General features: G+C 72.2%; 21 protein-coding genes. 6 read left to right on the top strand and 15 right to left on the bottom strand.

Translation table 11 applies throughout. The features are described from left to right. Window positions 1-579 precede the first annotated feature (579 nt). A complete protein-coding gene (locus AB0N07_RS13165; protein WP_365834328.1) occupies window positions 580-1,788 on the top strand; it encodes a hypothetical protein in 1,209 nt (402 codons plus the stop codon). A gap of 73 nt (window positions 1,789-1,861) precedes the next feature. Here AB0N07_RS13165 and AB0N07_RS13160 read toward each other — a convergent pair whose 3' ends face one another. The 5 genes from AB0N07_RS13160 to AB0N07_RS13140 all read right to left on the bottom strand — a co-directional run bounded on the left by AB0N07_RS13160 (window position 1,862) and on the right by AB0N07_RS13140 (window position 10,064). Beyond that, complete coding sequence (locus AB0N07_RS13160; protein WP_365834386.1) at window positions 1,862-4,180, bottom strand: SWIM zinc finger family protein; 2,319 nt, start codon at window positions 4,178-4,180, stop codon at window positions 1,862-1,864. A 341-nt stretch (window positions 4,181-4,521) separates the two neighbouring features. Next, window positions 4,522-7,359, bottom strand: coding sequence for a DEAD/DEAH box helicase (locus AB0N07_RS13155; RefSeq protein WP_365834327.1), 2,838 nt, complete (start codon window positions 7,357-7,359; stop codon window positions 4,522-4,524). Between the two features lie 101 nt (window positions 7,360-7,460). Beyond that, window positions 7,461-8,042, bottom strand: a complete 582-nt coding sequence (locus AB0N07_RS13150; protein ID WP_365834326.1) for a sugar kinase — start codon at window positions 8,040-8,042, stop codon at window positions 7,461-7,463. Continuing rightward, on the bottom strand, window positions 8,039-9,187 hold the full coding sequence (locus tag AB0N07_RS13145; protein WP_365834325.1) for an ROK family glucokinase: 1,149 nt from the start codon (window positions 9,185-9,187) through the stop codon (window positions 8,039-8,041). Before AB0N07_RS13145 ends, AB0N07_RS13150 begins: the two co-directional genes overlap by 4 nt. A 127-nt stretch (window positions 9,188-9,314) precedes the next feature. Next, window positions 9,315-10,064: a GntR family transcriptional regulator gene (locus tag AB0N07_RS13140; RefSeq protein WP_365834385.1), complete on the bottom strand. Its 750-nt coding sequence runs from the start codon at window positions 10,062-10,064 to the stop codon at window positions 9,315-9,317. Between the two features lie 117 nt (window positions 10,065-10,181). Here AB0N07_RS13140 and AB0N07_RS13135 point away from each other — a divergent pair, with 117 nt between their 5' ends. Next, the gene (locus tag AB0N07_RS13135; protein WP_365834324.1) at window positions 10,182-11,204 is read left to right on the top strand and encodes a Gfo/Idh/MocA family oxidoreductase; all 1,023 of its coding nucleotides are present in this window, start codon (window positions 10,182-10,184) and stop codon (window positions 11,202-11,204) included. Window positions 11,205-11,421: 217 nt separating this feature from the next. Here AB0N07_RS13135 and AB0N07_RS13130 read toward each other — a convergent pair whose 3' ends face one another. From AB0N07_RS13130 to AB0N07_RS13120, 3 genes are all read right to left on the bottom strand, one after another. After that, the gene (locus AB0N07_RS13130; protein WP_365834323.1) at window positions 11,422-12,606 is read right to left on the bottom strand and encodes a cytochrome P450; all 1,185 of its coding nucleotides are present in this window, start codon (window positions 12,604-12,606) and stop codon (window positions 11,422-11,424) included. A gap of 234 nt (window positions 12,607-12,840) precedes the next feature. Next, complete coding sequence (locus tag AB0N07_RS13125) at window positions 12,841-13,521, bottom strand: response regulator transcription factor (protein WP_365834322.1); 681 nt, start codon at window positions 13,519-13,521, stop codon at window positions 12,841-12,843. A 47-nt stretch (window positions 13,522-13,568) separates the two neighbouring features. Continuing rightward, window positions 13,569-14,813: a histidine kinase gene (locus AB0N07_RS13120; protein ID WP_365834321.1), complete on the bottom strand. Its 1,245-nt coding sequence runs from the start codon at window positions 14,811-14,813 to the stop codon at window positions 13,569-13,571. A 177-nt stretch (window positions 14,814-14,990) separates the two neighbouring features. On the opposite strand from AB0N07_RS13120, the gene AB0N07_RS13115 reads away from it, so the two are divergent. Continuing rightward, the gene (locus AB0N07_RS13115) at window positions 14,991-15,191 is read left to right on the top strand and encodes a hypothetical protein (protein WP_365834320.1); all 201 of its coding nucleotides are present in this window, start codon (window positions 14,991-14,993) and stop codon (window positions 15,189-15,191) included. A gap of 58 nt (window positions 15,192-15,249) precedes the next feature. Here AB0N07_RS13115 and AB0N07_RS13110 read toward each other — a convergent pair whose 3' ends face one another. From AB0N07_RS13110 to AB0N07_RS13095, 4 genes are all read right to left on the bottom strand, one after another. After that, window positions 15,250-15,645: a ribonuclease domain-containing protein gene (locus tag AB0N07_RS13110; RefSeq protein ID WP_365834319.1), complete on the bottom strand. Its 396-nt coding sequence runs from the start codon at window positions 15,643-15,645 to the stop codon at window positions 15,250-15,252. A gap of 85 nt (window positions 15,646-15,730) precedes the next feature. Beyond that, on the bottom strand, window positions 15,731-16,636 hold the full coding sequence (locus tag AB0N07_RS13105; protein WP_365834318.1) for a DMT family transporter: 906 nt from the start codon (window positions 16,634-16,636) through the stop codon (window positions 15,731-15,733). Window positions 16,637-16,921: 285 nt separating this feature from the next. Then, the gene (locus AB0N07_RS13100; protein WP_365834317.1) at window positions 16,922-17,548 is read right to left on the bottom strand and encodes a dihydrofolate reductase family protein; all 627 of its coding nucleotides are present in this window, start codon (window positions 17,546-17,548) and stop codon (window positions 16,922-16,924) included. A gap of 102 nt (window positions 17,549-17,650) precedes the next feature. Further along, on the bottom strand, window positions 17,651-18,466 hold the full coding sequence (locus AB0N07_RS13095) for an AIM24 family protein (protein WP_365834316.1): 816 nt from the start codon (window positions 18,464-18,466) through the stop codon (window positions 17,651-17,653). 139 nt (window positions 18,467-18,605) lie between these two features. Between AB0N07_RS13095 and AB0N07_RS13090 the strand changes: the two genes are divergently transcribed. Next, a complete protein-coding gene (locus AB0N07_RS13090; RefSeq protein WP_365834315.1) occupies window positions 18,606-19,352 on the top strand; it encodes an SDR family oxidoreductase in 747 nt (248 codons plus the stop codon). Window positions 19,353-19,485: 133 nt separating this feature from the next. On the opposite strand, the gene alc is transcribed toward AB0N07_RS13090, so the two are convergent. Then, entirely contained in the window at window positions 19,486-20,616 is a 1,131-nt protein-coding gene (gene alc, locus AB0N07_RS13085; RefSeq protein WP_365834314.1) for an allantoicase, read from the bottom strand. Between the two features lie 52 nt (window positions 20,617-20,668). Beyond that, window positions 20,669-22,009 (bottom strand): allantoinase AllB, encoded by a 1,341-nt coding sequence (allB, locus tag AB0N07_RS13080; RefSeq protein WP_365834313.1) that lies wholly within the window; start codon window positions 22,007-22,009, stop codon window positions 20,669-20,671. 253 nt (window positions 22,010-22,262) lie between these two features. Between allB and AB0N07_RS13075 the strand changes: the two genes are divergently transcribed. After that, on the top strand, window positions 22,263-23,078 hold the full coding sequence (locus AB0N07_RS13075) for an IclR family transcriptional regulator (protein WP_365834312.1): 816 nt from the start codon (window positions 22,263-22,265) through the stop codon (window positions 23,076-23,078). A gap of 18 nt (window positions 23,079-23,096) precedes the next feature. Here AB0N07_RS13075 and AB0N07_RS13070 read toward each other — a convergent pair whose 3' ends face one another. Continuing rightward, window positions 23,097-23,384, bottom strand: a complete 288-nt coding sequence (locus AB0N07_RS13070; protein WP_365834311.1) for a DUF5955 family protein — start codon at window positions 23,382-23,384, stop codon at window positions 23,097-23,099. A gap of 213 nt (window positions 23,385-23,597) precedes the next feature. Here AB0N07_RS13070 and AB0N07_RS13065 point away from each other — a divergent pair, with 213 nt between their 5' ends. Then, a complete protein-coding gene (locus tag AB0N07_RS13065) occupies window positions 23,598-24,197 on the top strand; it encodes a nucleotidyltransferase family protein (protein ID WP_365834310.1) in 600 nt (199 codons plus the stop codon). The last annotated feature ends 58 nt before the right edge of the window (window positions 24,198-24,255 follow it).

Here is a 24,255-nt window from a genome sequence, read left to right as displayed (position 1 = left end):
AGCGGCGGGGCCGGGGCGCACCGGTCGCCGTTCCCGGTCCATTCACCCGCACGGCGGCCGGACTTGCCGGGACGAGGGCGAATGCGGGTCCGGTGTCCCGCTCACTGCCGACGGTGGCGCCGGTGGCACGGTCGGCCGGCAGGGTGTATTTGATCGTGCCGCTGTCGCCGAGCCTGGCGCCCGCGTCCGCACGCCCGGTGAACAGCACCGAACAGCTGTGTGTGGAACCCGTGTCGACGCAGGTGATGACCTGCCGGTCCGCCTTGCACCTCGGGTCGTCAACTGAAAGGCTCGCGATACCGGTCAGGTCCCAGGTATCGATGACGAGCGTGTCGTTCGCGGGTACCGGGGACCTGCGCCCCGGCATCCGAGAACATCCAGTGTGCAAGCACCACGGCAGTCGACGCCGCCCCAAGACCGTGCACTTGGATTTCATGCACATGTGATGCGCTGGACATCTCAAAGGTTGCCGTCCGTTCTCACCATGATTTTCACTGATTCTCACGAAGTAAGAGATCTCTCAGCAGTGGAACCAGGCGTCCGGCCGCTCCCTCATCCAGGGCAGCGAAGGAGGTCGAAATGGGCGACAGCCCCATGCAGACGAGCAACGCGCTCAAACGGCGGATCGCGCCGAGACTCGATCCACCGCCTCAGCAGCGGCGGTGGCGTATCGAGCTGGGCAAGGCACTGCCGGCACTGACGTTGTTCGTCTCCGTGCGGCTGACCGGGGTGATCATGGCGACCCTGTGGTCGATCCACCTCGGCAGACACCCGCGCACCGTGGCCGGCCTGGAATGGGACGGCCACTGGTACTGGCACATCTCGCAGTACGGCTACGGCTTGATCGTCCACGCCAAATCGGGCCACTTCATCTGGAACGACCTGGCGTTCTTCCCCCTCTTCCCGGGCCTGATCCACGCGGTGAACACGGTGCTGCCGATCGGCCCGGTCAACGTGGCACTGCTCATCGCGTGGACTGCCGCCCTGGCGGCGGCCTGGGGCGTGTACGCGGTCGGCGAGTTGCTGCACGGGCGACGCATCGGGATCCTCCTGGTGGCGCTGTGGGCGCTGCTGCCGCACGCGATCATCCTGACGATGGCGTACACCGAGCCCGTCATGACCGCCTTCGCGGCCTGGGGGCTCTACGCGGTGCTCACCCGCCGCTGGCTCACCGCGGGGACGCTGGCGGTGCTGGCCGGGCTGACCCGCCCCAACGGCCTTGCCGTGGCGGCCGCCGTCGTCACCGGCGCCGTCGTCCATATCTGGCAGCTGCGCCGCTCCGGTGCGCCCACTGCGCCACGCGCCTGGGTGGCCGCCGCCGTGGCTCCCCTCGGCTGGCTGGGCTACATCGGCTGGGTGGGGCTCAGAACCCACAGTCCTTTCGGCTACTTCCACGTGCAGAGTCTGTGGGGCTCACGGTTCGACTTCGGCCGCTTCACCGTTCACGAGTTCAAGCACCTGATCGTCGGGCACGACATCCTCGCCGTCTATGCCACCGCCGCGATCGTCCTCGGCTACCTGCTGCTGTTCGTCTTCTGCGTCCTGAACAGGATGCCCCTGCCCCTGCTCGCATACTGCGCGGTCCTCATCGTGATGGCGGTCGGCGGCACCCACTTCTTCAGCAGCAAGCCGAGGTTCCTGCTGCCGGCCTTCCCGCTGCTGATCCCGCTCGCCCGGCATCTGGCGCGGAGCCGCCTGCGCACCCTGGTCATCCTGCTCAGCAGCCTGGCCGTCGTCTCCCTCTTCTACGGCACCTACCTGCTCACCGTCTCCCATCGGGCTCTGTGACGGGAGGACTGTCACACGGGGCCATGCACGTCGCGTCGTCACGGCAGTTGACGACTGCGGCTGCGGCCTGCGCTCAGAGGTCGTTCGGTGTGCCCAGGCCCGTGAGAGCGCCGACCGGGTCGAGGTCCGGGGTGCCGCGGGGCCACCAGTCGTCCTGGCCCGGCTCCGACTCGTAGGCGTACCACAGGCCGTCGCGGCCGAGACGGAGCTGGACGTGGCCGCGGGGGTGGGTGAGGTGGTTGCGCCAGGGTCTGAAGGCGGGGAGGTCGGCGGCGAGGAGGAGGGGGCGGGCGCGGTCGAAGCGTCCGGCGGGCGGGTCCCAGGGTTCCTCCAGGACGGCGAGGCCTTCGACACCGCCCTGCCGCCAGGCTGCGACCGCTCGGGCCAGCTCGGCCGGCGTGCGGCCGGCGGCCGAGGCGAGCGAGGCGTAGAGCGCGCGGGTGCCGGCGGTGAGGCCGGAGCCGGGGCGGGCGGCGGCGAGCCGGACGGCGTCCTGCCACAGCGTCAGCTCCGCCACCGGGTCGCGGCCGGTGCTGAGCAGCGCGTGGGCACGGGTGGCGGCGTCGGTCGCCAGCTGGTCCAGTGCGAAGGGGTCGGGGCCGCCCGGGGCCGCCGGGTAGACCGGGGGCTGCTCGGGGTGCGGCGGGACGGGCAACGGGGCCGGAAGCGGCGGTAGTCGGCGGGGCAGGACGGCTTCGGTCGCGCGCACGCCGGGGAGCGGGGCCGGTTCCTGCTCCTGGGCGGCGCGGGCCGCGCGCGTGGCGCTCAGGCGGGAGAGGGCGTCCAGCAGCTCACGTTCCCCGCGGCCGCGCAGCAGGAGCAGTACGAAGGGGTCGGCGTCGAGGAGGCGTGCCGTCTGGTAGCAGAGGGCGGCGGCATGTTTGCAGGGGTGGCCGCGATCGGGGCAGCTGCAGTGCGGGTCGAGGTCGCCCGGACCCGGCAGCAACGGCACACCGCAGTCGGCGAGGCTTTGGGGCAGCTCCTTGTCGAGCAGCGCCGCGATGTGCCCGGGCCGCTCGGCGGCGACGTCCAGGAACCGCGCCCAGTCCGCGTCGTCCAGCGTGCGCAGCCGCACCTGCACGCGGTACGGGCGCGGACGGCTGCCCTGCACATACGCGAGCACGAGTCCGGGCGTCACCGTGATGGCGTCCACATGTCCCTGCTCGGCGTACTGACGGCCACGCGCCAGCCGCTTGGCGTCCAGCGCCCCCTCTTCCAGCGCGGTGACCCAGGCATTGCCCCACCACGTCTCCGCGAAGCGGGAGTCGTCGGGAGAAGCCGGCGAGGCGGGTGAGGCCGGGGAACGGGCGGCGCGGGGCTGGAATGCGGGGAAGGTACGGCGCAGTTCGCTGTCGCGGCCGGGGGCGGCCATGGAGTGGGGGCGGTGGGCCGTGGGGCCGGTCGGGGATTCGCCGGGGAAGAGGGACGGGGTGGAGCCGGCGGTGCCGGGGCCCTCGGCCTCGGCGAAGTGCTCAGCGGACGCGGCTGCCTGCGGGCCTTTACTGGACGTGGGCGTCCGCGGATTCGAACTCCCCTCCCCCGTACGGGAGTCGTCGTCCGGGCTCTCTGCCGGACCGGTCGCCGAGGCAGGCACAGGGAAGGCGTCGGCAAGCAACTCCTTCAGATCCCGCGCCTGGACACCGGCAGCCCGACGAGGCGCACCGCCGCGACTTCCGCCACCCGCCGACGCCGCCCGCCGCGACCGACGGCCGGGCTCTCCTGCGGCCCGCTCGGCATCCTCCCGGGCCTGACGCATCTCCGCCCGTGCGGCGCGCAACGCCTCACGCGCGACATCAGCGGGCCGCGCACCTGCGCGGGGCCCCGCACCCGCAGGGTCGGCTCCCCCGCCCTGAGACCTCACGCCGGCGCCCGGCAGCCCAGACCTCGGCGCCTCACTCGGTGCCTCGCCCTGGCCCTCGGCGGTCGCTGCCGTGTCACCGCCTGGTGTGTCCCTGTGCGCCGTCCCGGCCGCGGCGTCGTCAGGCGGAGGGCCGGGAGCGACTCCGTCCGTGGTGCGGCCTGGAGCACCTCCGCCAACGCCGGCCCGGGGCGGCCCTGCCGCCGGAGCGAGCCCATCCCCGTCCGCTTCCGCACCGGAGGCAACGCCCGAGGCGTCTGCGCCCGAGCCTCCGGCCCCGGCACCGGACACCACCGCGTCCGTGCCCCGACCCCCACCACCGCCGGCGGCCCGCCGTGCAGAGACCGCAGCCCCGACAGACCCGCCCGCGTCGACATGCTCACCCGGCCCCACGCCCGAACCGTCAGCGCCCGAACCCTTCCGCCCCGCGCCGGCCACCGCCCCGTCCGTTACCCCGCCACCACCAGCGCCGGCGCCCCGCCATGACGAGACCGCCGCCCCAGCAGGCCCATCCGCATTCTCATCGGACGGCATCCCCGATGTATCCGCTACGGCGGCCCCCGACAGCGACTCCGCCGAGGCAGGTTCGGCGTCCGTGGTGCGGCCCGCGGTGTCCGCGTCGCGTCTGGCGGAGATCGCTCGGCGCAGTGCCGCGCGGGCGGCGTCGGCGGGCCTTGCCTCGCCGCTCTGCGGGGCCTGCTCCGGCCCCGGGGGCTCCTGTGCCGTGGGCCGCGGGGTCGGCTCCTGGTCCGCATCCTGCCCGGATGCCGGTTCGTGGCTCGCAGCCCTCCCCGGCCCCGGTCCCCCGGGCCCGGGCTTCTCCCGTTGCCGTGCATCCCTCAGTGCCCGGCGGGCCTCGTCGGCCGGGCCCGGGGTCATGTCGGCCTCCGGAGGGTGACCAGGTCGGTGAGTTCGCGGTCGGACAGTTCGGTGAGGGCCGACTCGCCGGAGCCGAGGATCGCGTCGGCCAACGCCCGCTTGGACTCCAGCATTTCGGCGATGCGGTCCTCGACCGTGCCTTCCGTGATGAGGCGGTGGACCTGGACCGGCTGGGTCTGGCCGATGCGATAGGCGCGGTCGGTGGCCTGTTCCTCGACCGCCGGGTTCCACCAGCGGTCGAAGTGGATGACATGGCCCGCACGGGTCAGGTTCAGGCCGGTGCCGGCCGCCTTCAGCGACAGCACCAGGACCGGGGTCGAACCGCTCTGGAAGCGGTCCACCATCCGTTCGCGCTCCGGGACCGGCGTGCCGCCGTGGAGCAGGTCCACCGGGACCGCCCGGGAGGCCAGGTGCGCGGTGATCAGGCGGGCCATCCCCACGTACTGGGTGAACACGAGCGCCGAGCCGTCCTCGGCAAGCAGCGTGTCCAACAGCTCGTCCAGGAGAGCGAGTTTGCCGGAACGCGCGAGCAGCCGTTCGCCCTGGACGGCCTCCTCCTTGAGATACAGCGCGGGGTGGTTGCAGATCTGCTTCAGCGCGCCGAGCAGCTTGAGCACCAGGCCCCGGCGTGCGATCCCGTCCGAGGTCTCGATGGCCAGCATGGACTCCCGTACCACCGCCTCGTAGAGGGCGGCCTGTTCGCGGGTGAGCGGCACCGGATGGTCGGTCTCCGTCTTGGGCGGCAGCTCCGGGACGATGCCGGGATCCGACTTCTTGCGGCGCAACAGGAAGGGTCGGACCAGACGGGCCAGGCGGGTCACCGCCTCCTCGTCCTCGCCGTTCTCCACGGCGCGCGCGTGCCGGGCGCGGAAGGATTTCAGGGGGCCGAGGAGTCCGGGTGTCGTCCAGTCGAGCAGGGCCCAGAGTTCGGAGAGGTTGTTCTCCACGGGTGTGCCGGTGAGCGCCACCCGCGCCGGGGACGGGATGGTGCGCAGGGCCTTCGCCGTCGCCGAGTACGGGTTCTTGACGTGCTGCGCCTCGTCCGCGACGACCATGCCCCAGTGCTGCTCGGCCAGTCGCGGTGCCGTCGTCCGCATCGTGCCGTAGGTGGTGAGGACGAAGCCGTCGGTCAGGTCGTCCAGGGTGCGGTCCGGGCCGTGGAAGCGGCGGACGGGGACGGCGGGCGCGAACCGGGTGATCTCCCGCTGCCAGTTGCCGAGCAGGGAGGCCGGGCAGACGACCAGGGTCGGCTCGCGGCGGGCGCGCTTGAGGTGCAGCGCGATGAGCGTGATCGTCTTGCCGAGCCCCATGTCGTCGGCGAGGCAGCCGCCCAGGCCGAGGGAGGTCATGAGGTCCAGCCAGGCCAGGCCCCGGAGTTGGTAGTCGCGGAGGGTGGCGCGCAGCTCCGGGGGCGGTTCGGCGGGGCGCACCCCGGCCGTCAGACGGTCGCGCAGGGCCGCCAGGGCGCCGACCGGTACCGCCTCGACCGTCTCGCCGTCCACCTCCGCACTGCCGCTGAGCGCGACCGAGAGCGCGTCCACCGGATCGAGCAGGCCCAGTTCGCGTTTGCGGGCCTTGCGGACCAGGGCGGGGTCGACCAGGACCCAGCGGTCCCGCAGCCGCACCACCGGGCGGTGGGCCTCGGCGAGGGCGTCCATCTCGGCCTCGCTGAGCGGGTCGCCGCCGATCGCCAACTGCCAGCGGAACTGCAGGAGTTCCTCACTCTCGAAGAATCCGGTGCCGTCGGTCGCGGAGCCCGGCGCGGGCCGGACCACCGCGGCCGCGCTGAGGTCCTGGGCGAGGTCCCGGGGCCAGTGCACGGCGACCCCGGCGGCCGCGAGCCTCGTTGCCGCCACCCCGAGCAGCTCGCCCAGCTCCTCGTCGTACAGCGGCAGGACGTCGGGCACGTCCTGCTCGGAGAGCCGGTCCAGCGGCGGCCAGATGCGGGCCGCGCGCCGCACGGCGAGGGCCGCGTCCACGCGTGCGCGCGGGCCGAACGCCGCGTCCGCCTCACCCGCCCACAGGGCCGCCGCGTCGGCGATCAGCGTGGGGTCGGCGAGGCTGTGCACCTGGACGATCGCGGCACCCGCGGTGCGCACTCCCTCGTCCCGGTCGAACAGCTCGTACGCCGACAGGTCGAGGCGGAGCGAGATCCGCACGCCCGCGTCCATGCCGGCGGCGACCTCAGCTGCCCAGTCGTGGGCTTCGGGCAGGCGCTGCGGGCGGCGGTCGGCGAAGGGCCTGCCCGAGGCGTGCGGTGCGGCGGGGGTGCGCGGGAGGGTGTCGGCGACCGCGTCCAGGAAGGAGCGCATCAGCGCCTCCGGCTCGGGCAGCCGCAGCGGGCCCGGTCCGGGCAGCGGGACCGCATGGCCCTCGTACGGCAGGGCCGCGGCGACCGACCGGATGTGCGCGATGTCGTCCGGGTCCAGGGGACCGGCCCGCCAGGCGTCGTGCCCGGTGGGCGTCAGGCCGGGCAGCAGGCGTCCGCGCGCGATGAGCCGCAGTGCGTGCAGTGCGGCTGCGCCCCAGCAGGCGGTGGCGGGGTGGGCGGCCGGGTCGCGCCGGGCGCGGACGAGGTGGGGCAGTGCCTCGCCGACCGGGAGGGAGAGCGCGGGGGCGGTCCTGCGCCGTACTCCCGCGCCGTGCGGCCGTACGACCGTGAGCTCGGTGTCCCCGGCGGTCAGTGGGCCGCCCTCCGGGTCCCAGAAGGCGATCCGGCCGTCCCGCGGCAGCGGAGCGGGCAGGAAGACGGCCGCAAGCCGGACGGGTACGGGCTCCCCCGGGCCCTGCTCCCGCTCCCCCGCTCGCGCGGCCACCGCACCCGTGTCGCCCATACGACCTGTCACCTCCCGTCCCGTGAGTCGGATCAGATGTCTTCGACTCTACGGGCGGGGTCTGACAATCGGCTCCGGCGGCCGCGCCGCGGCCCACCGCGTCACGGAACCGTGCGGGAGACGACGTAGAAGAACGGGTTGCGCCTGTTCCCGAGGCTCATCATGACGTACTGGGTGGGCTTGGGTGCCTTCTGCTCGTGGACCAGGCCGTACCAGGGGCCCGGACTGTGGAAGTTCCAGCCGGTGATCTTCTGGTCGCGGGCGCTGATGGTGATGTTGCCCCGCTTCAGATCGGCGCGGGTGACGCCCATGTCGTGGAGGAAGACGTCGAGGTTGCGCAGGGGGGTCTGGAACTGTACGTAGAGGCGACTGGTCTTCCAGTTGTTCGTCTCGTAGCTCGCGACCTTGCCCGAGGGGTGCGGCATCGGCACCTGGTAGAGGCGGCGCTGCACCTGCGACGGCCAGCCCTTGGTCAGACCGGTCGCCGCGTACTTGGCCTCCTTGTCCTTGCCGCTGTCGCGGCTCTGGTTGGCGGAGATCACCAGATAGCCGGCCGGCACGCCGATGAGCAGCACGATGATGAGCAGGGTGAGCGCCCTGCGGCGGATCTTGTGCCGGCGGTCCTCGGCCGGCCGGGGCGGCTCGTGCGGGGGCAGGGTCTGACGCGGCAGCGAGGCGTTCATGCGCTGTCCCGGGCGGAGCGGCGGGTCTCCAGGTACCGCTCGTAGCGCTCGTGCCGCTCGACCCTGCGTCGGTTGGCGCGGCGGAAGCGGCGGGCCACCAGGCGGGCGAGGTCGGCGGCGCCCACCATGCCGGCCTCGGGGCCGAGCTGGGCGCGCGCGATACGGGCCTCGGGGCGGTAGCCGCGGCCGGTGAGCTGACGCTTGAAGGCGTCCCGGGCGGGCCCGATCAGCAGGTCGTCGGCGGCCGAGACGCCACCGCCGATCACGAAGCAGGACGGGTCCAGGGCGGCCGCCAGGTTCGCGATGCCGACGCCGAGCCACTGCCCGATGTCCTGCAGCAGCTCGATGCACATCGCGTCGCCCTCGCGGGCCAGCTCGGTGATCATCGGGCCGGTGATGTCGGCGATGTTGCCCTTGACGTGCTCGATGATCCCGTACGCCACCGGGGAGTCGGCGGCGGCCAGTTCCTTGGCCTCGCGGACCAGCGCGTTGCCCGAGCTGTACTGCTCCCAGCAGCCGCGGTTGCCGCACGGGCAGCGGTGGCCGCCGGGCACGACCTGCATATGACCGAACTCACCCGCGACGCCGTACTTGCCGCGCTTGACCTGGCCGTCCTCCAGGATCGCTCCACCGATGCCGGTGCCCAGCGTGATCATGACGAGGTGGTCCTCGCCACGGCCGGCGCCGAAGCGCCACTCGGCCCAGGCGGCGGAGTTCGCGTCGTTGTCGACCAGGACCGGTACGGCCAGGCGGCCGGCGAGGCGGTCGCGCAGCGGCTCGTTGCGCCAGGACAGGTGGGGGGCGAACAGGATGCGGTTGCGGTCGGCGTCGACCCAGCCGGCCGCGCCGATGCCCACCGCGTGCACGTCGTGCCGGTCGGAGAGGTCCAGGACCAGTTCGACGATGGTGTCCTCGACGACCTTGGGGCTCTTGGACTTGTCCGGGGTCTCCGCGCGGAGCTTCTCCAGGATGTTGCCGTCGGCGTCGACGACGCCCGCCATCACTTTTGTGCCGCCGATGTCGATGCCCACCGTCGGCACACGGGGTGCGGTCAGGTGGGAGCGGCGCTCCCGGGTGCCTACCGTTCTCAGGGCGGGGGCACGGCGGGAACCTATGGGGGCGGTGAAGTTGCCGTAGGTGCTCATCAAGGCCCGATTCTGCCTCACCGTGGGTAAGGGTGCTGTGCGGGGGAGCGCAGCCAGGTGTGCGAGGTGTGCCGGGTGCGAGTTTGTCCTGACATTGCGACGAACCGAGTTCCGCCCTCGCAGATTCTCAGGACCGTACGAGCAGCTGGAACTCGAAGGAGTAACGCGTCGGGCGGTATGTGTGGGTGCCGTATTCGACCGCTCGGCCCGTGTCGTCGAAGGTGACGCGCTGCATGGTGAGCAGTGGGGCGCCCTCGGTCTCGGCGAGGCGGTCTGCCTCGGCGGCCGTGGCGGCGCGGGCGCCGATCGTCTGGCGGGCGCTGTGCAGCGTGATCCCGGCGGCGCGCATCATGCGGTACAGGCCGGTGGCCTCCAGCTGTGCGGTGTCCAGGTCGAGCAGGCCCGGCGGGATGAAGTTGCACAGGTACGCCATGGGCTCACCGTGGGCGAGACGCAGGCGCTCCACGCGGTGGACGTCGCTGTCCTCGGCCACGTTGAGAGCCGCGGCGACCTCGGCGGTCGCCGGGACGACCGTGTTGACGAGCACCTTGGTGGCGGGGCGCTGGCCGGCCGCCTCCAGGTCGTCGTAGAGGCTGGAGAGCTCCAGGGGGCGCTTGACCTGGCTGTGCACGACCTGCGTGCCCACGCCGCGACGGCGGACCAGGAGGCCCTTCTCGACGAGCGACTGGATGGCCTGGCGGACGGTGGGCCGGGACAGGCCGAGCCGGGCGGCCAGCTCGATCTCGTTGCCCAGCAGGCTGCCGGGGGTGAGCGCTCCGTGCTCGATCGCCGCTTCGAGCTGCTGGGACAGCTGGAAGTACAACGGCACCGGAGAGCTCCGGTCCACACTGAGCTGGAGCGACGCGGTCGGGTCCACTTCTGGTTTCGGCACGGGCCGAGCGTAGCTCCACGAGTTGTTGACGGGAAGTTGTGTAGTTCGATTGTCCGGACATACGCATTGACAGCGTACGCACTGAACCCTCACTTTGTTTTCATGCGCATCGGGGTCATCGGTACGGGCCGCATCGGCACCATTCATGCGAACACGCTCAGCCGCAACCGCGACGTGGGGTCGCTGATCCTCACGGATGTGGATCCGGCGCGGGCCCAGGAGCTCGCGCTCCGCCTCGGGGAGACGGCGGCGCCGGGAGTGGACGAGATCTTCAAGTGGGGCGTGGACGCCGTGGTGATCACGACGGCGACGTCGGCCCACGCCGAACTGATCGGTCGGGCAGCACGCTCGGGACTCCCGGTGTTCTGCGAGAAGCCCATAGCACTTGATCTGCCCGGCACCCTGCATGCCATCGGCGAGGTCGAGGCGGCCGGGACGATTCTGCAGATGGGGTTCCAGCGGCGCTTCGACGCGGGCTACACGGGCGCACGCAGCGCGGTGCTCGCGGGTCGGCTCGGGCGGCTGCACACCGTTCGGGCGGTGACGTCCGACCAGGTTCCTCCCGCGCCCGGGTGGCTGCGGCTGTCCGGCGGGCTCTACCGGGACGCTCTGATCCACGACTTCGACGCGCTGCGCTGGGTGACGGGCCACGAGGTCGTCGAGGTGTACGCGGCCGGGTCCGACGCAGGGCCGCCGATGTTCCGGGAGGCGGGTGACGTGGACACGGGGGCCGCGCTGCTCACGCTCGACGACGGCACCCTCGCCACGGCCACGGCGACGCGGCTGAACGGCGCCGGCTACGACGTCCGCATGGAGCTGGCCGGCGAGCTCGACCAGATCGTCGTCGGCCTGGACGACCGTACGCCGATCGCCTCCACGGAGCCGACCGGCCCGCCGGCCGCGGACAAGCCGTGGTCGGGCTTCCTGGAGCGCTTCGGGCCTGCCTACGAGGCCGAGCTGGCCGCGTTCGTCGAGGTGGTCCTCGGCCGGCGGCCCAACCCCTGCGACGGCCGCGAGGCCCTGCAGGCCCTGCGGATCGCCGAGGCCTGCGAGGTCTCCCGACGGGAACGCAGACAGGTGGCACTCGCGGAGATTCCCGGCCGGGCCGAGTCCGCCTTCAGGTGAGCCGCCGTGGCGCGTGGCCCGGCCACCAGCACACCCCGCACATCAGCACGACGGGCGGCCCGCCCACGGCCGGACCAGGGCCGGCGGCCCAACCCCCGCGACCACCGCAAGACCCTGCAAGCACCACGGACCGCCGAAGCGCGCCAGGTCTCCCGACGGGAACACAGACACGTGGCGCCCGCCGAGATTTTGGGCCGCCTACCGTGGCGCAGCCCGGCTACCAGCGCACCGGCAGGCTGCGCACCCCGCGCATCAGCATGCCGGGGAGCCAGTCGCCGGGTGGCCCGTCGAGGGCCAGGCCGGGGGCGCGCTGCAGGAGGGTGCGAATGGCTGTGCGGGCTTCGAGGCGTGCCAGGGGGGCACCGAGGCAGTAGTGGATGCCGTGGCCGAAGGCCAGGTGGCCGCGGGTGTCGCGGTGGATGTCGAAGCGGTCCGGGGTGGGGTAGCGCAGTGCGTCGCGGTCGGCGGCGGAGAGGCCGACCATGACGAAGTCGCCCTTCTCGACCTGGGTGCCGCCGATCTCCAGGGGTTCGGCCGCGAACCGGAACGTGGCGTTCTCCACCGGCCCCTCGTAGCGCAGCGTCTCCTCGACCACGCCGTCGACAAGGCTCAAGTCGGCTCGTAGGGCGGTGAGTTGGTCGGGATGGGTGAGCAGGGCGTGGACTGCGTTACTGATCAGGTTGACCGTCGTCTCGTGCCCGGCGATGAGCAGGATGAAGGCCATGCCACGCAGTTCGCCCGGGGAGAGCCGGTCGCCGTCCTCGGCGGTGGTGCGGATCAGGTCGCTGAGCAGGTCGCCGCTCGGTCCGGACCGCCGCTTGTCCTCGATCAGTTCGGTGAGGTACTCGGCGAGCCGCACGAACGCGTTGTTTTCGAGGTCCGCGTCGGTCGGCGCAACGGCCTCCGACGACATCTTGCGGAACTCGCCACGGTCCAACTCCGGTACGCCGAGCAGCTCACAGATGACGGTGATCGGCAGCGGATACGCCAAGGAGTCCACGAGGTCGGCGCGGTCGTGCGGCAGCATCGCGTCGAGCAGTTCGTCGGTGATCTCCTGGATCCTGGGCCGCAGTTCCTCCACGCGGCGCATGGTGAAGGCCCGCGAGACCAGGCCCCGCAGGCGCGCGTGCTGGGGCGGGTCGGAAGCGAGCAGGTGCTTCCCGATCAGCTCCTCGTCGAGGAACACCATGCCGATCCTGCTGCCGTCCTTGGCCAGCCGCGGGTCGGCGAGCGCCGTGCGCGCCTCCTCGTGGCCGACGACGAGCCACGTCTCGTGGTGCTGGTCGGGAGGTGGCAGCCGGACCCGGTGCACCGGTCCGCGCTCGCGCAGTCGCGCATACACGGAATGGGGATCGTCGCGGAATCCGTCGCCGAACTCCCCCAGGTCGATCAAGTCCGCCATGTTCTCCCCGTCCTGCCCCGTCCCGCGCCGGTTTTCCCCCGGTGCTTCGACAACGCACGGCGGGCGGCATCAGTGCCCGTCCGCCGGACAGATCCTGCGTGGTCGCGCGAAGTCCGCAGCGGCTCGACCGCGCCCTGAAGGAGCGCGGGCCCGTACCGGTTTGCGGCTCCGCCGCGGAGCGCGACAAGCCACGACGGCGACGCAGACGATCGACCGGCGCATTCCGCGGAGCGCTCAGTGCCCGGTCCCCTCCGATTCCTCCAAAAGGCCCGCGTCGTACGCCAACAGGGCGATCTGCACACGGTTGTTGAGGTCGAGCTTGGCCAGGATGCGGGAGACATGGGTCTTGACCGTGGCGACACTCATGAAGAGCGTGGCGGCGATCTCCGCGTTGGACAGGCCGCGGCCGACCGCGACGGCGACCTCGCGTTCGCGGTCGTTGAGGCCGTCGATGCGCACGCGCGCGTGCGTGCGCCTGGTGTCGGCTCCGGAGCCCGCGGCGTGCTCCATCAACTGCCGCGTGACGGTGGGCGACAGCACGGGATCGCCCACCGCGACCCGGCGCACGGCATCGACGATCTCGGCGGGCGGGGTGTCCTTGAGGACGAACCCGGCGGCACCCGCGCGCAGGGCGCGCAGCACCTGTTCGTCGGCGTGGAAGGTGGTGAGGACCACGACCTGCGGAGCGTCCTTGCGGTCCCGCAGCCGCTCGGTGGCCGTGAGGCCGTCCACCGACGGCATCCGGATGTCCATGAGGACCACGTCCGGGCGGGTGCGGTCGACGAGTTCCTCGACCTCGGCGCCGTCGGCGGCCTCGCCGACGATCTCGATGTCCTCGGCGCCGCCCATCATCAGGGACAGCCCGGCCCGCACCAGGGGGTCGTCGTCGACGAGGAGCAGTCTGATCGCAGTCATGGGCCTTACGTAATCACGGTGGGCGGGGCCGCCGCGCCCGGGTCGCGTCATCCCCAGGGCAGCCAGGCCCGCACCCGGAACCCGCCGTCGGGCTCCGGCCCGTGCTCGAGCCGGCCGCCGGTCAGGGTGGCACGTTCCGTCAGCCCGATCAGCCCCTGTCCGGAGCCGGGCACGGCGGGCACCTCCCCCTCCGGGGCGGGATTGCGTACGTCCACGACGAGGCCCTCGCCCGGGGCTCCGGTGACGGAGACGGTGACCTCGGTGCCGGGCGCGTGTTTGCGGGCGTTGGTGAGGGCCTCCTGGGCGATGCGGTACGCGGTGCGGCCGACGGAGGACGGGACGGCGGCGGGGTCGGTGACGCGGCTTGCGAGGGTGACCTTCATGCCGGCCTCCCGGCACTCGGCGACCAGCCCGTCCAGCGCGGCGAGCGTCGGCTGCGGGCGGCCCGCGTCGTCGGGCTCGCCCGCCCGCAGCACGCCGATGATCTCCCGCAGGTCCTGGAGCGCCTCGTGCGCACTCTCGCGGATGACGCCGGCCGCCCGCGCGACCTCCTCCCGGGGTGCGTCGGGCCGGAACTCCAGGGCGCCCGCGTGCACGCTCAGCAGGGTCAGCCGGTGCGCGAGGACGTCGTGCATCTCGCGGGCGATGGCCTCGCGGGCGAGCCGCTGCGCCTGCTCGGCGCGCAGCTTCGCCTCCGTCTCGGCACGCCGGGCGCGGTCGCGCAGGCTCACCATGAGCTGGCGCTTGGACCGTACGAACATGCCCCAGCCGATGACGGTGAGGGTGAGCAGCTCGGCGAACGCGACCGCCCCCGCGTACTGCAGGTCGGGGTCCGGGCGCAGCCAGAAGAACGGCGGGATCAGCGCGAGGGAGATGCCACCGATCCAGGCGACGTACCGGAAGGGCCGGTGCACGGCGAGGGTGAAGACGGCGATCATGCCGGCGCCGCCCGCCGTGTTCGACAGGAGGCCGACGGGGATCATCGCGACGGCGAGGGCGAGCGGTCGGCGGCGGCGCGCCCACACCGCGGCGCAGGACAGCGCACCGAGCAGCTGGTCGACGACGGCGAGGGCGTGCGGGGTGTGCGTGTCGTGGTGCAGGGTGTCCGCGGCCGCCAGACCGATGGCCACGGCGAGCAGGAAGCAGGTGAAGTCGACGACCCAGTCCCGCGCGGTGCGCCGGGGTCGCCCGGACCGCCCGGCGTCGGGGTCGATCTCGTTCAGTAGTGCCGACGGGAACAGCCATCTGCGGCCGATGACCCCCGCGGCCGGTGTCGGCTTGTCATCGCTCACGGTCGACAAATCTACGCAGTGAGCCGCGCCGTCACCCCTCCACACGGAGGATCCACGACCAAAGTCGCACCCTTGGAGACTTTCGGCGCGCGCCGCCGCCGGACGGTGGACTTCCGTCGGGCGCGACTCGCCCCGCGGCCGATGTCCGTGGGGGGTCCGCGGGGCGAGGGTCGGAGCATGAAGCGGCTGCTGGAGGTACTCGGATTCATCGCCCTGGTGCAGGGCGTGCTGGGCCTGGTGCACGAGTTCACCCACTGGCATGTGGGCCTCGTGCAACGGCTCGGCTTCCTCGACGGCTACGGGGTCTACGCGAGCGTCGTCCTGGTGGTGCTGGCGTTCGCGCTGTTCGCCGCCGCGGAGAGCCGGAAGTCCGGATGAGCGCCGACCGGACCTCCGGCGCACCGTTCCCTCGGAACGACCGAGCGGGGGAAGTCGCTCAGCAGCCGAAGTCGATCAGGTTGAACGTGGCGTAGTGGTCCGAGGTGTAGTAGTCCTCCTGGCTCTGCTCACCGGTCACGATGCGGCGAGCGCCGCGCGTGGACGAGCCGGGAGTGATGACCGTGTACTCGTGGTAGTACCCGGAGGACTGGCTCGGCAGGACGCCTTCACGGTTCGAGAAGACGGTGCCGTCCTGCGAGTACGGGAACGGCCCGCCCTGGTTGATCAGGTCGAGGGTGTCGTGCGCCTGCGAGGGCAGGGAGTTGTAGCAGATGCTGCCGACGGAGTCGGCGGCGGCGTCCGCGGTGGTGGCGGTGACGGCGCCGCCCACGAGGAGGGCGGACAGCAGGACGGCTGCGGCGCCGATGCGAGTGGTGCGTGTGGGGGATGTCATGACCTCATGATGACGCGCGTAGACAGTGGCATGTCAATGTCAAGTCCGTGGATTTTCCCGTCAAGTCCGATGAGTTTTCCGCGCGTTAACCTGCGGCCCTGCGCCCCCACGCGGTCCCCACAAGAACCAGCGCACCGCCCGCCACTCCGAGGGCCCCGAGCCTTTCCCCGCCGAGCGCGATGCCGGCCGCGGCGGCCCACAGGGGCTCGGTGCCGAGCAGCAGGCTGACGCGCGACGGGGAGGTCCGGCGCACGGCCCACATCTGCACGAAGAACGCGAACAGCGTGCAGCACACGGACAGGAACAGCAGCCGGGCCCACTCGCGCACCCCGAACCCGGCCGCCGTGTCCCACGGCGTGGCGTCGGCGCCGACGGACAGGACCGCGAACACCGCGACGGCGGCGCCCAGTTGGACCGTCGTGAGCGACAGCGCGTCGGCGCCCCGGACGGCCTTGATACGCGACATGGCGAGGACGTGCACGGTGCGGGCGAGGGCGGCGAGCAGCATCAGCAGGTCACCGAGGGAGGGGCGGGTGAAGCCGCCGCCCTGGGTGAGCAGGACGACGCCGAGCACGGAGAGGCCGGCCGCCGCGAGGAACGCCCGCGGGGGCCGGACGCGCGTGACGGCGGCCTCGGCGAGCGGAGTGAAGATCATGGTGAGGCTGATGATGAGGCCGGCGTTGGTCGCCGAGGTGTGGACGACGCCGTACGTCTCCAGCAGGAAGATCCCGCCGAGGATCAGCCCGAGCAGAGCGGCACCGCGCCACCGGGCGCCGGTGAGGGCGCGCAGGGAGCGCCGCGCGACGACGGCGAGCACCGGCAGGACCACCGCGAAGCGCAGCACCAGGACGGTGAGCACCGTCCGGGCGGTGGTGATGTCCTTGGCGGCGAGATAACTCGCGCCCCACACGACCGCGACGAGCAGCACGGGCAGATCGGTGAGCCAGGCTCTGCGGGGCGCCAGCGGGCGCGGTACGGCGATCGACGACATGGGGGGGGCGGCTCTCCCGGTCTCCGGCGGGTGTGCGGAGACGTCGGCGGCTCCCACGGGGAGCGATCACCGTACCGGCGCGGCTGAGCTCCGGCTAGGGCCTGTCGTTTGGATCAGGTCGGCCATAGCTGACGGTGCTTCCCGGCTGCCCCGAGCGGGGTCTGGTGCGTGCAGCTGCAAGGCGGAGGAGGGAGTCGACGCGAAGCGTCGGCGAGTGACGACAACGCCGCAGATGTGCGTGCCAGACCCCGCGACGCCGGGCTGATCCCAAACGACAGGCTCTAGCTAGGCGTTTTCCGGGAGCTCGTACGAGCCGTAGTCGGGCCGGCCGGCCACGTCGTACGACTGGATGGAGACCCCGGCGGCGGTGACACGGCCGCCCGTGTGGCGGAACTTGGTCGGTACGGCGCCCTCCCTGAAGAGCCGGAGGCCGGTGCCGAGCACCACCGGGAACGTCAGCAGGTGGACGGTGTCGAGGAGGCCGAGGTCCAGCAGGGACTGGACGAGGGCGCCGCTGCCGTGCACCTGGAGCTCGCCGTCGGTGCGCTCCTTGAGGGCGGTGACCTCCTTGGCGAGGTCGCCGCCGATCACCGTCGTGCCGGACCAGGCGGGGTCGCCGAGGGTGGCCGACGGGACGTATTTCGGCAGCGCGTTCAGCTGCGCGGCGATGCGGTTGGCGGGGTCGGTCACCTTCGGCCAGTACGCGGCGAAGATGTCGTACGTACGGCGGCCGAGGAGGAACGCGGCGGGGCGCTCGAAGACCTCGCCGACGAACCGGCCGAAGTCCTCGTCGCCGTACACGAAACTCCAGCCGCCGTGCTCGAAGCCGCCCCGGGTGTCCTCCTGCGGGCCGCCCGGGGCCTGGTAGACGCCGTCGAGGGTGACGAAGATCGTGGAGACGAGCTTGCCCATGGTGGGTGCCTGCTTCCTGGTGTGGGGTCTGCTGTCATCAGCTCAGACCCCACCGGCGCCCGCAACTCATCGGTCGGTCCTGCGGCACCTCGCCGGCGTCCGTCATCCGGCGTTGGTGGAGAACAGGCCGCCCGTCGGGCCCTGCTTGTCGCCGCCCTGGGCCTTCTTCAGGGCGTTCGCCAGGCTCTCGATGGTGAGGGACTGCAGGATCACCCGGCCGTTGCCCTCCAGGGTCGCCAGGGACAGGCCCTCGCCGCCGAAGACGGCGTTCATGATGCCCTGGCGGTTGAGGCCGCCGACGCGCTGGACGCCGTACTGGATGCCCTCCTCGAAGGCGACGACGCAGCCCGTGTCGACCTCGATGCGGCCGCCGAAGTCGGCCGGGTTCAGGTCGATGAAGTTGCCGGCGCCCGCGATGATCACCGTGCCGTACCCGGTGAACTTCTCCAGGACGAAGCCCTCGCCGCCGCTCATGCCGGTGCGGCCGCCCTGGAAGGCGATGCCGAAGTCGACGGTGGACTCGGCGGCCACGAAGGCGTCCTTCTCGGCGAACCACGCGCGTGTGCCGTCCAGTTCCAGCGCGCGCATCTCGCCCGGGAGCACGCCCGCGAAGCCGACGGTGCCCTCGCCGCCCTGCGCGCTGAAGTACTGGAACGCCATCGACTCGCCCGCGAGCATGCGCTGGCCGACCTGCATGGCCGTGCCCATGGCCTGGCGCAGCATGCCGCCCATGCCGCCGCCTGAGCCGCCCTGGGACTGCCCGCCGTTGTTCGACGGACCGGAGAGGCGGGTCTCCATGGTCACGTTTGTCGTCTTGAACAGGAACTTCCCCGCCTCGCAGTAGACGGTCTGGCCGGGGCTCAGGTTGACGACCGCCATCTGCATGGCGTTGCCGACGATCTCTTGCTGAAGTGTCACGTGGGGGGAACGTCGAGGGTGGAGGAAAGAGTTCCGGCCACTTGATCCGGTCACTCCGTCCAGTCACCCCGTCCCGACACTCGATCTCGGTGTCCGTTCGCCGCCAGCACCATGGTGCAGTCGGCGCTGGGATGGGCCCATGACAACGACTTACGGAACTCTCGACGGCAAGGTGGCCCTGATCACCGGCGGCAGCCGCGGCATCGGTGCGGCGACGGCGCTGCGGCTCGCCCGGGACGGTGCGGACGTGGCCGTGACGTATGTGAACGGCAAGGAGGCGGCCGCGGACGTCGTACGGCGGATCGAGGCGCTCGGGCGGCGGGCGGTGGCCCTGCGGGCGGATGCCGCGGATGCGGAGGAGGCGGTGGGGGCGGTGGAGCGCTCCACCGAGGCGCTGGGTGGGCTGGACGTGCTCGTGAACAACGCGGGCGTGGGTGTGCTGGGGCCGTTGGACGGTCTGGCGCTCGCCGATGTCGACCGGGTGCTCGCCGTGAACGTCCGGGGGGTGTTTCTGACCTCGCAGGCGGCGGCCGCGCGGATGTCGTCCGGGGGACGGATCATCACGATCGGTACGTGTATGACTCAGCGGGTGCCGGGGGCCGGTGGGACGTTGTACGCCACGAGCAAGGCGGCGCTGGTGGGGCTGACGAAGGCGCTCGCGCGGGAGTTGGGTGGGCGGGGGATCGCGGCGAACATCGTGCATCCCGGGCCGATCGACACCGATATGAATCCGGCGGACGGGCCGTATGCAGCGGATCAGGCCGCGATGACTGCGATCGGTCGCTACGGGACGGCGGAGGAGGTGGCGGGGATGGTGGCGTACCTGGCGGGAGCCGAGTACGTCACCGGGGCGGAGTTCGCGGTGGACGGCGGGTTCGCGGCGTGACGCCGTCGAAGGTTTTCGCGCCCGCCGCCCCTACCCGTCCCGTCCCGGGGGCCGGCCCCCGGACCCCCGTTCCTCAAACGCCGGAGGGGTTGAATCCGGAGCGGGGGTCCGGGGCCGGAGCCCCCAGCGTGTGTCAGCCGCCCAGTTCCTGGTGACGGGCCGCCAGCGCCGTGGCACCGGCTTCCGTCAGGGAGCCGTACAGCCGCAGGCGCGAGATGCCGCCGTCCGGGAAGATGTCCACGCGCGCGTGGGTGCCGACCGCCGGGTTCGGCAGGACGAAGCGGTGGTTGGTGTCGGGCTGCAGGCGGGTGCGCGGCAGGATCTCGCGCCAGTCGCCGTCCTCGCCGTCCTGCACCGACACCGAGGCCCAGCCCGCGCTGTTCCCCTTCAGATACGCCGTGTCGATCTCGATCGCACGGATCTGGGACTGGGCCGCCAGACGGTAGCGGATCCAGTCGTTGCCCTGGTCGCGGCGGCGGCGCGTCTCCCAGCCGTCGTCCATCTTGCGGGAGCGGCCCGGCTGGATGGTGTTCGTGGCCGGGGAGTAGAAGAGGTTGGAGGCGTCCTCGGCCTGGCCGCCGTTCTCCAGCGCGACGACGTCGAAGGTGCCCAGGGTCGCCAGCCACTCCGGGTCCGGGACGACCTCGCCGTACACGCGCAGGCGCGCGATGCCGCCGTCGGGGTGCTGGTTGACCCGCAGGTGCGTGAAGCGCTGCTCGGCCGAGACGGAGAAACCATTCGCCGCGTGGCCGCCCACCGGGGTGCGCGGGACGAGGACCGTCCACTTCACGTCGTCGCCCAGGAGCTCCTCCGGGGACGGGGAGCCGGGTACCGAGGTGCCCTCGACCGAGACCGCCTGCGGGTAGTTGCCGCGGAAGTGGGCCGTGTCGATCACGATCCCCCGTACGACGCCCGGGGCTCCCAGCCTGACCAGCGCCCAGTCGTGGTCCTCGGCCGTGGGCCACGGGTGGTCGGCCGAGGCGCCACGGCGGCGACGCGTCTCCCAGCCGTCCATGATCTTGCCCTTGTGCCCGAAGTGCTCGGGGTCGAACTCGGCCCGCTCGGGCACCAGCAGGTTCTCGCGCTGGGCGAAGAACTCGTCGTTGGCGGCGATCACGCCGGCCCCGAGGCGCCGGTCGGCGAGGTTGGCGTACTGGGTGAAGGGGAAGTCGGCGGTGCGGTAGTCGGCGTACGGGTCACCGCCTCCGTACGGGTTCGCGTCGCCGGTGAAACTGGCCAAACGGGATGGATGCTGCGCCGTCACGGTGATCAGATCGTCCTTTCGGGGTCGGCCGCTGCGGGTGCGGGAGGGTCGTTCAGTGGTCGCGGGTGAGCAGCTGCCCCTTCGGCTCGGTGAACTCGCCGTCCGCGACGATGCGTTCGCCGCGCAGCCAGGTCGACCTCACGACGCCGTACAGGGTCTTGCCCGCGTACGCCGTCACGCGGTTGCGGTGCTGGAGGGCCGCCGGGTCCACGGTGAACGTCTCGTCGGGTGCGAGGACCGCGAAGTCGGCGTCGCGGCCGGCCTCGATGGCGCCCTTGCGGCTGTCCAGGCCCACCAGTTCCGCCGTGCGCGAGGACATCCAGCGGACCACGTCCTCCAGGCCGTGTCCGCGCCTGCGCGCCTCCGTCCACACCGCCGCCAGGCTCAGCTGGAGGCCGGAGATGCCGCCCCAGGCGGTCGCGAAGTCGTCCGTCTTGAGGTCGGCCGTGGACGGGGAGTGGTCGGTGACCACGCAGTCGATGGTGCCGTCCGCCAGCGCCTGCCACAGCAGGTCCTGGTTGGCGGCCTCGCGAATGGGCGGGCAGCACTTGAACTCGCTTGCCCCGTCCGGGACTTCCTCGGCCGTCAACGTCAGATAGTGGGGGCAGGTCTCGACCGTGATGTGCACGCCCTCGGCCTTCGCCTCGGCGATCAGCGGCAGCGCGTCGCTCGAGGACAGGTGCAGGACGTGCACGCGCGCGCCCAGCCGTTTCGCCTGGCTGATGAGCTGGGCGATCGCTGTGTCCTCGGCGTCGCGCGGGCGGGAGGCGAGGAAGTCGGCGTACTTGGGGCCGCCGTGCTGCGGGGCCGCGTCCAGGTGGTGCGGATCCTCGGCGTGCACGATCAGCAGGCCGCCGAAGGAGGCGATCTCGGCCAGGGACTGGGCCAGCTGGTCGTGGTCGAGGTGCGGGAACTCGTCCACCCCGGACGGCGACAGGAACGCCTTGAAGCCGAAGACGCCCAACTCGTGCAGCGGGCGCAGGTCCTTGACGTTGTCGGGCAGGGCGCCGCCCCAGAAGCCGACGTCGATGTGCGCCTTGTCGGCGGCGACGTCCTGCTTCGTACGGAGGTTGTCGACCGTCGTGGTCGGCGGGAGGGAGTTGAGCGGCATGTCGACGAGGGTGGTGATGCCGCCGGCCGCCGCCGCGCGGGTGGCGGTCCAGAAGCCCTCCCACTCGGTGCGGCCGGGGTCGTTGACGTGCACGTGCGTGTCGACCAGGCCGGGCAGCAGGACGTCGTCGCCGAAGTCCTCCAGGCGGGCGCCCGCGGGCACGGCGGCCTCGTACGGGAGCACGGCCGTGATCCTGCCGCCGGCGACCGTGACCGTGGCGGGACGCGTCCCCTCGGGTGTGATGACGCGCGTCGAGCGCAGCACCAGTTCTGTGTCGGACACCCGGACCCCTCTCAGCCGCCGCGATTTACTTCCACGTAACGGAATTCAACTTTCTGTTGAAGGAGTCTTCACTCCCGCTTCCTCGCCGTCAAGGGCACACTTCTCCACAGTGCATCCGCTGCGCCCACTCTGGACGTTTCCACAAAGCGGAATTACAATTCCGACAAGCAGAACGTAGCTATGCACAAGCAGGGAGTCAACCGACCGGCGGGTAGGCTTCTGCCCTTCCCGCCGGTCCCGAAAGGAACGCGCCGTGCCGACGTCCAGCGCCAGCGACGCCCCCGCAGTAGACGCCGCCGCCAAGTCCAACGGCGGTGGCGTCCAGTCCCTCGAGCGCGCCTTCGATCTGCTGGAACGGATGGCGGACGCGGGCGGCGAGGTCGGGCTCAGCGAGCTCTCCGCGAGCAGCGGACTGCCGCTGCCCACCATTCACCGGCTGATGCGCACGCTCGTTGCCTGCGGATACGTCCGCCAGCAGGCCAACCGCCGGTATGCGCTCGGGCCGCGCCTGATCCGTCTCGGCGAGTCCGCCGCCCGGCTGCTCGGCACCTGGGCGCGCCCCTATCTGGCCCGCCTGGTGGAGGAGACCGGCGAGACGGCGAACATGGCACTGCTCGACGGCGACGAGATCGTCTACGTGGCCCAGGTGCCGTCCAAGCACTCGATGCGGATGTTCACCGAGGTCGGACGCCGGGTGCTCCCGCACTCCACGGGCGTCGGCAAGGCGCTGCTCGCGAACACCCCGGACGACGAGGTGCGCGCCCTGCTCTCCCGTACCGGCATGCCCGCCGCGACGGACAGGACGATCACCACGCCGGAGGGCTTCCTGGCCGCCCTTGAGGACGTGCGCCGGGACGGCTACGCGGTCGACGACAACGAGCAGGAGATGGGGGTGCGCTGCCTCGCCGTCTCCGTGCCGAACTCCCCCACCGCGGCCGCCATTTCGATCTCGGGCCCGGCGGGCCGGGTCACGGAGGCGGCGACGGACAAGATCGTGCCGGTGCTGCAGCAGGTGGCGGTGGAGCTGTCGGAGGCACTTGCGAGCTCGGGGCCCGTCGCCCAGCACTGAGCGGCCCGGACCGGCGGCTCAGCGGCGCGGTGGTTCCCCGAACAGGTCCACCGCGCTGCGTACGTCCGACAAGCCCCTGGCCAGCGCGCTCACGGACCCGATCGCGCCGGCGATCAGCAGCAGCGACCGGCGCAGTCGGGGGATTTCGGGGGAGCCGTCGATCGTCATCGCGGCGAGGGCGGCGAGTTCGTCCTCGGCTATGCCGCGGTCGGGGAACTCGGCGGGGTGCGCGGCGAGTTCGCGGCGCAGCCGGGACACCGCGGTCCGCAGTTCCGCCACTCTCGGATCCTCGTCGCTGCCGGTCACTGGCCTCTGCCCCAAGCTCCGCAACACAGCTCTCCCCCTCGCACGCGCGCGTGCGCAGTCTCCTCGTGCTCCCAGTGCAGCCCCGTGGCGGTGGTCGGGCGCCGGGGGACGCGGGTCAGTAAACGCCACCCGATGCCCCGTGCGCCACTGCGCGGACCGAAATTCAGCCCCTGGAAACCGGGCACTCGCCCCGGCGTCAGGTATGCAGGACGCATGACGGAGAACCAACAGCAGGTGGCCGGGCTGGTCCTCGCCGCCGGCGGCGGCCGGCGGCTCGGCGGGCGCCCCAAGGCGCTGCTTCAGCACCATGGACGGCCGCTCGTCGAGCACGCGGTCGGCGTGCTGCGCGCGGCCGGCTGCACCCGCGTCCACGTGGTCCTGGGGGCGCGGGCCGACGCCGTACGGGAGCGGGCCGAGCTGGAGGGATGCGTGCTCGTGGAGAACCCGGAGTGGGAACAGGGCATGGGCACCTCACTGCGGGCCGGGCTGGACTCGCTCGCCGGGACGGGGGCCCGGGCCGCACTCGTCTCGCTCGTCGACCAGCCGGGGATCGGCCCGGAGGCGGCAGGGCGGGTACTGGCCGGGTACCGGGACGAGAGCTCCCTCGTGTCGGCCGCCTACGACGGTGTACGCGGCCATCCCGTCCTCTTCGGCAGCGCACACTGGGCGGGCATCGCCGAGACCGCGACCGGGGACCGCGGGGCCCGCGCCTACCTCAGGGCGCACGAGCCGGCGATCACGCTCGTCGAGTGCGGGGACGTGGCGCGGCCGTACGACATCGACACCGAAGCCGATCTGGTCCACCTCGAGTGAATCTTGAACCTTGAGTGACCGGGGTGGCACCGAGCGCCACCTTCCCTCGACCCGGAGA

It is taken from the genome of Streptomyces sp. NPDC051172 (assembly GCF_040682555.1).
In the GTDB taxonomy this organism is placed as follows: domain Bacteria; phylum Actinomycetota; class Actinomycetes; order Streptomycetales; family Streptomycetaceae; genus Streptomyces.
The sequence above is the reverse complement of the archived record's forward strand: the minus strand, read 5'-3'. Positions and strand labels throughout refer to the sequence as shown.

Coding starts and splice junctions, on each gene's coding strand:
- AB0N07_RS13165 (WP_365834328.1), top strand. CDS start 580: ATGGGCGACAGCCCCATGCAGACGAGCAACGCGCTCAAACGGCGGATC.
- AB0N07_RS13160 (WP_365834386.1), bottom strand. CDS start 4,180: ATGCCGTCCGATGAGAATGCGGATGGGCCTGCTGGGGCGGCGGTCTCG.
- AB0N07_RS13155 (WP_365834327.1), bottom strand. CDS start 7,359: ATGGGCGACACGGGTGCGGTGGCCGCGCGAGCGGGGGAGCGGGAGCAG.
- AB0N07_RS13150 (WP_365834326.1), bottom strand. CDS start 8,042: ATGAACGCCTCGCTGCCGCGTCAGACCCTGCCCCCGCACGAGCCGCCC.
- AB0N07_RS13145 (WP_365834325.1), bottom strand. CDS start 9,187: ATGAGCACCTACGGCAACTTCACCGCCCCCATAGGTTCCCGCCGTGCC.
- AB0N07_RS13135 (WP_365834324.1), top strand. CDS start 10,182: ATGCGCATCGGGGTCATCGGTACGGGCCGCATCGGCACCATTCATGCG.
- AB0N07_RS13130 (WP_365834323.1), bottom strand. CDS start 12,606: ATGGCGGACTTGATCGACCTGGGGGAGTTCGGCGACGGATTCCGCGAC.
- AB0N07_RS13125 (WP_365834322.1), bottom strand. CDS start 13,521: ATGACTGCGATCAGACTGCTCCTCGTCGACGACGACCCCCTGGTGCGG.
- AB0N07_RS13115 (WP_365834320.1), top strand. CDS start 14,991: ATGAAGCGGCTGCTGGAGGTACTCGGATTCATCGCCCTGGTGCAGGGC.
- AB0N07_RS13110 (WP_365834319.1), bottom strand. CDS start 15,645: ATGACATCCCCCACACGCACCACTCGCATCGGCGCCGCAGCCGTCCTG.
- AB0N07_RS13105 (WP_365834318.1), bottom strand. CDS start 16,636: ATGTCGTCGATCGCCGTACCGCGCCCGCTGGCGCCCCGCAGAGCCTGG.
- AB0N07_RS13100 (WP_365834317.1), bottom strand. CDS start 17,548: ATGGGCAAGCTCGTCTCCACGATCTTCGTCACCCTCGACGGCGTCTAC.
- AB0N07_RS13090 (WP_365834315.1), top strand. CDS start 18,606: ATGACAACGACTTACGGAACTCTCGACGGCAAGGTGGCCCTGATCACC.
- AB0N07_RS13065 (WP_365834310.1), top strand. CDS start 23,598: ATGACGGAGAACCAACAGCAGGTGGCCGGGCTGGTCCTCGCCGCCGGC.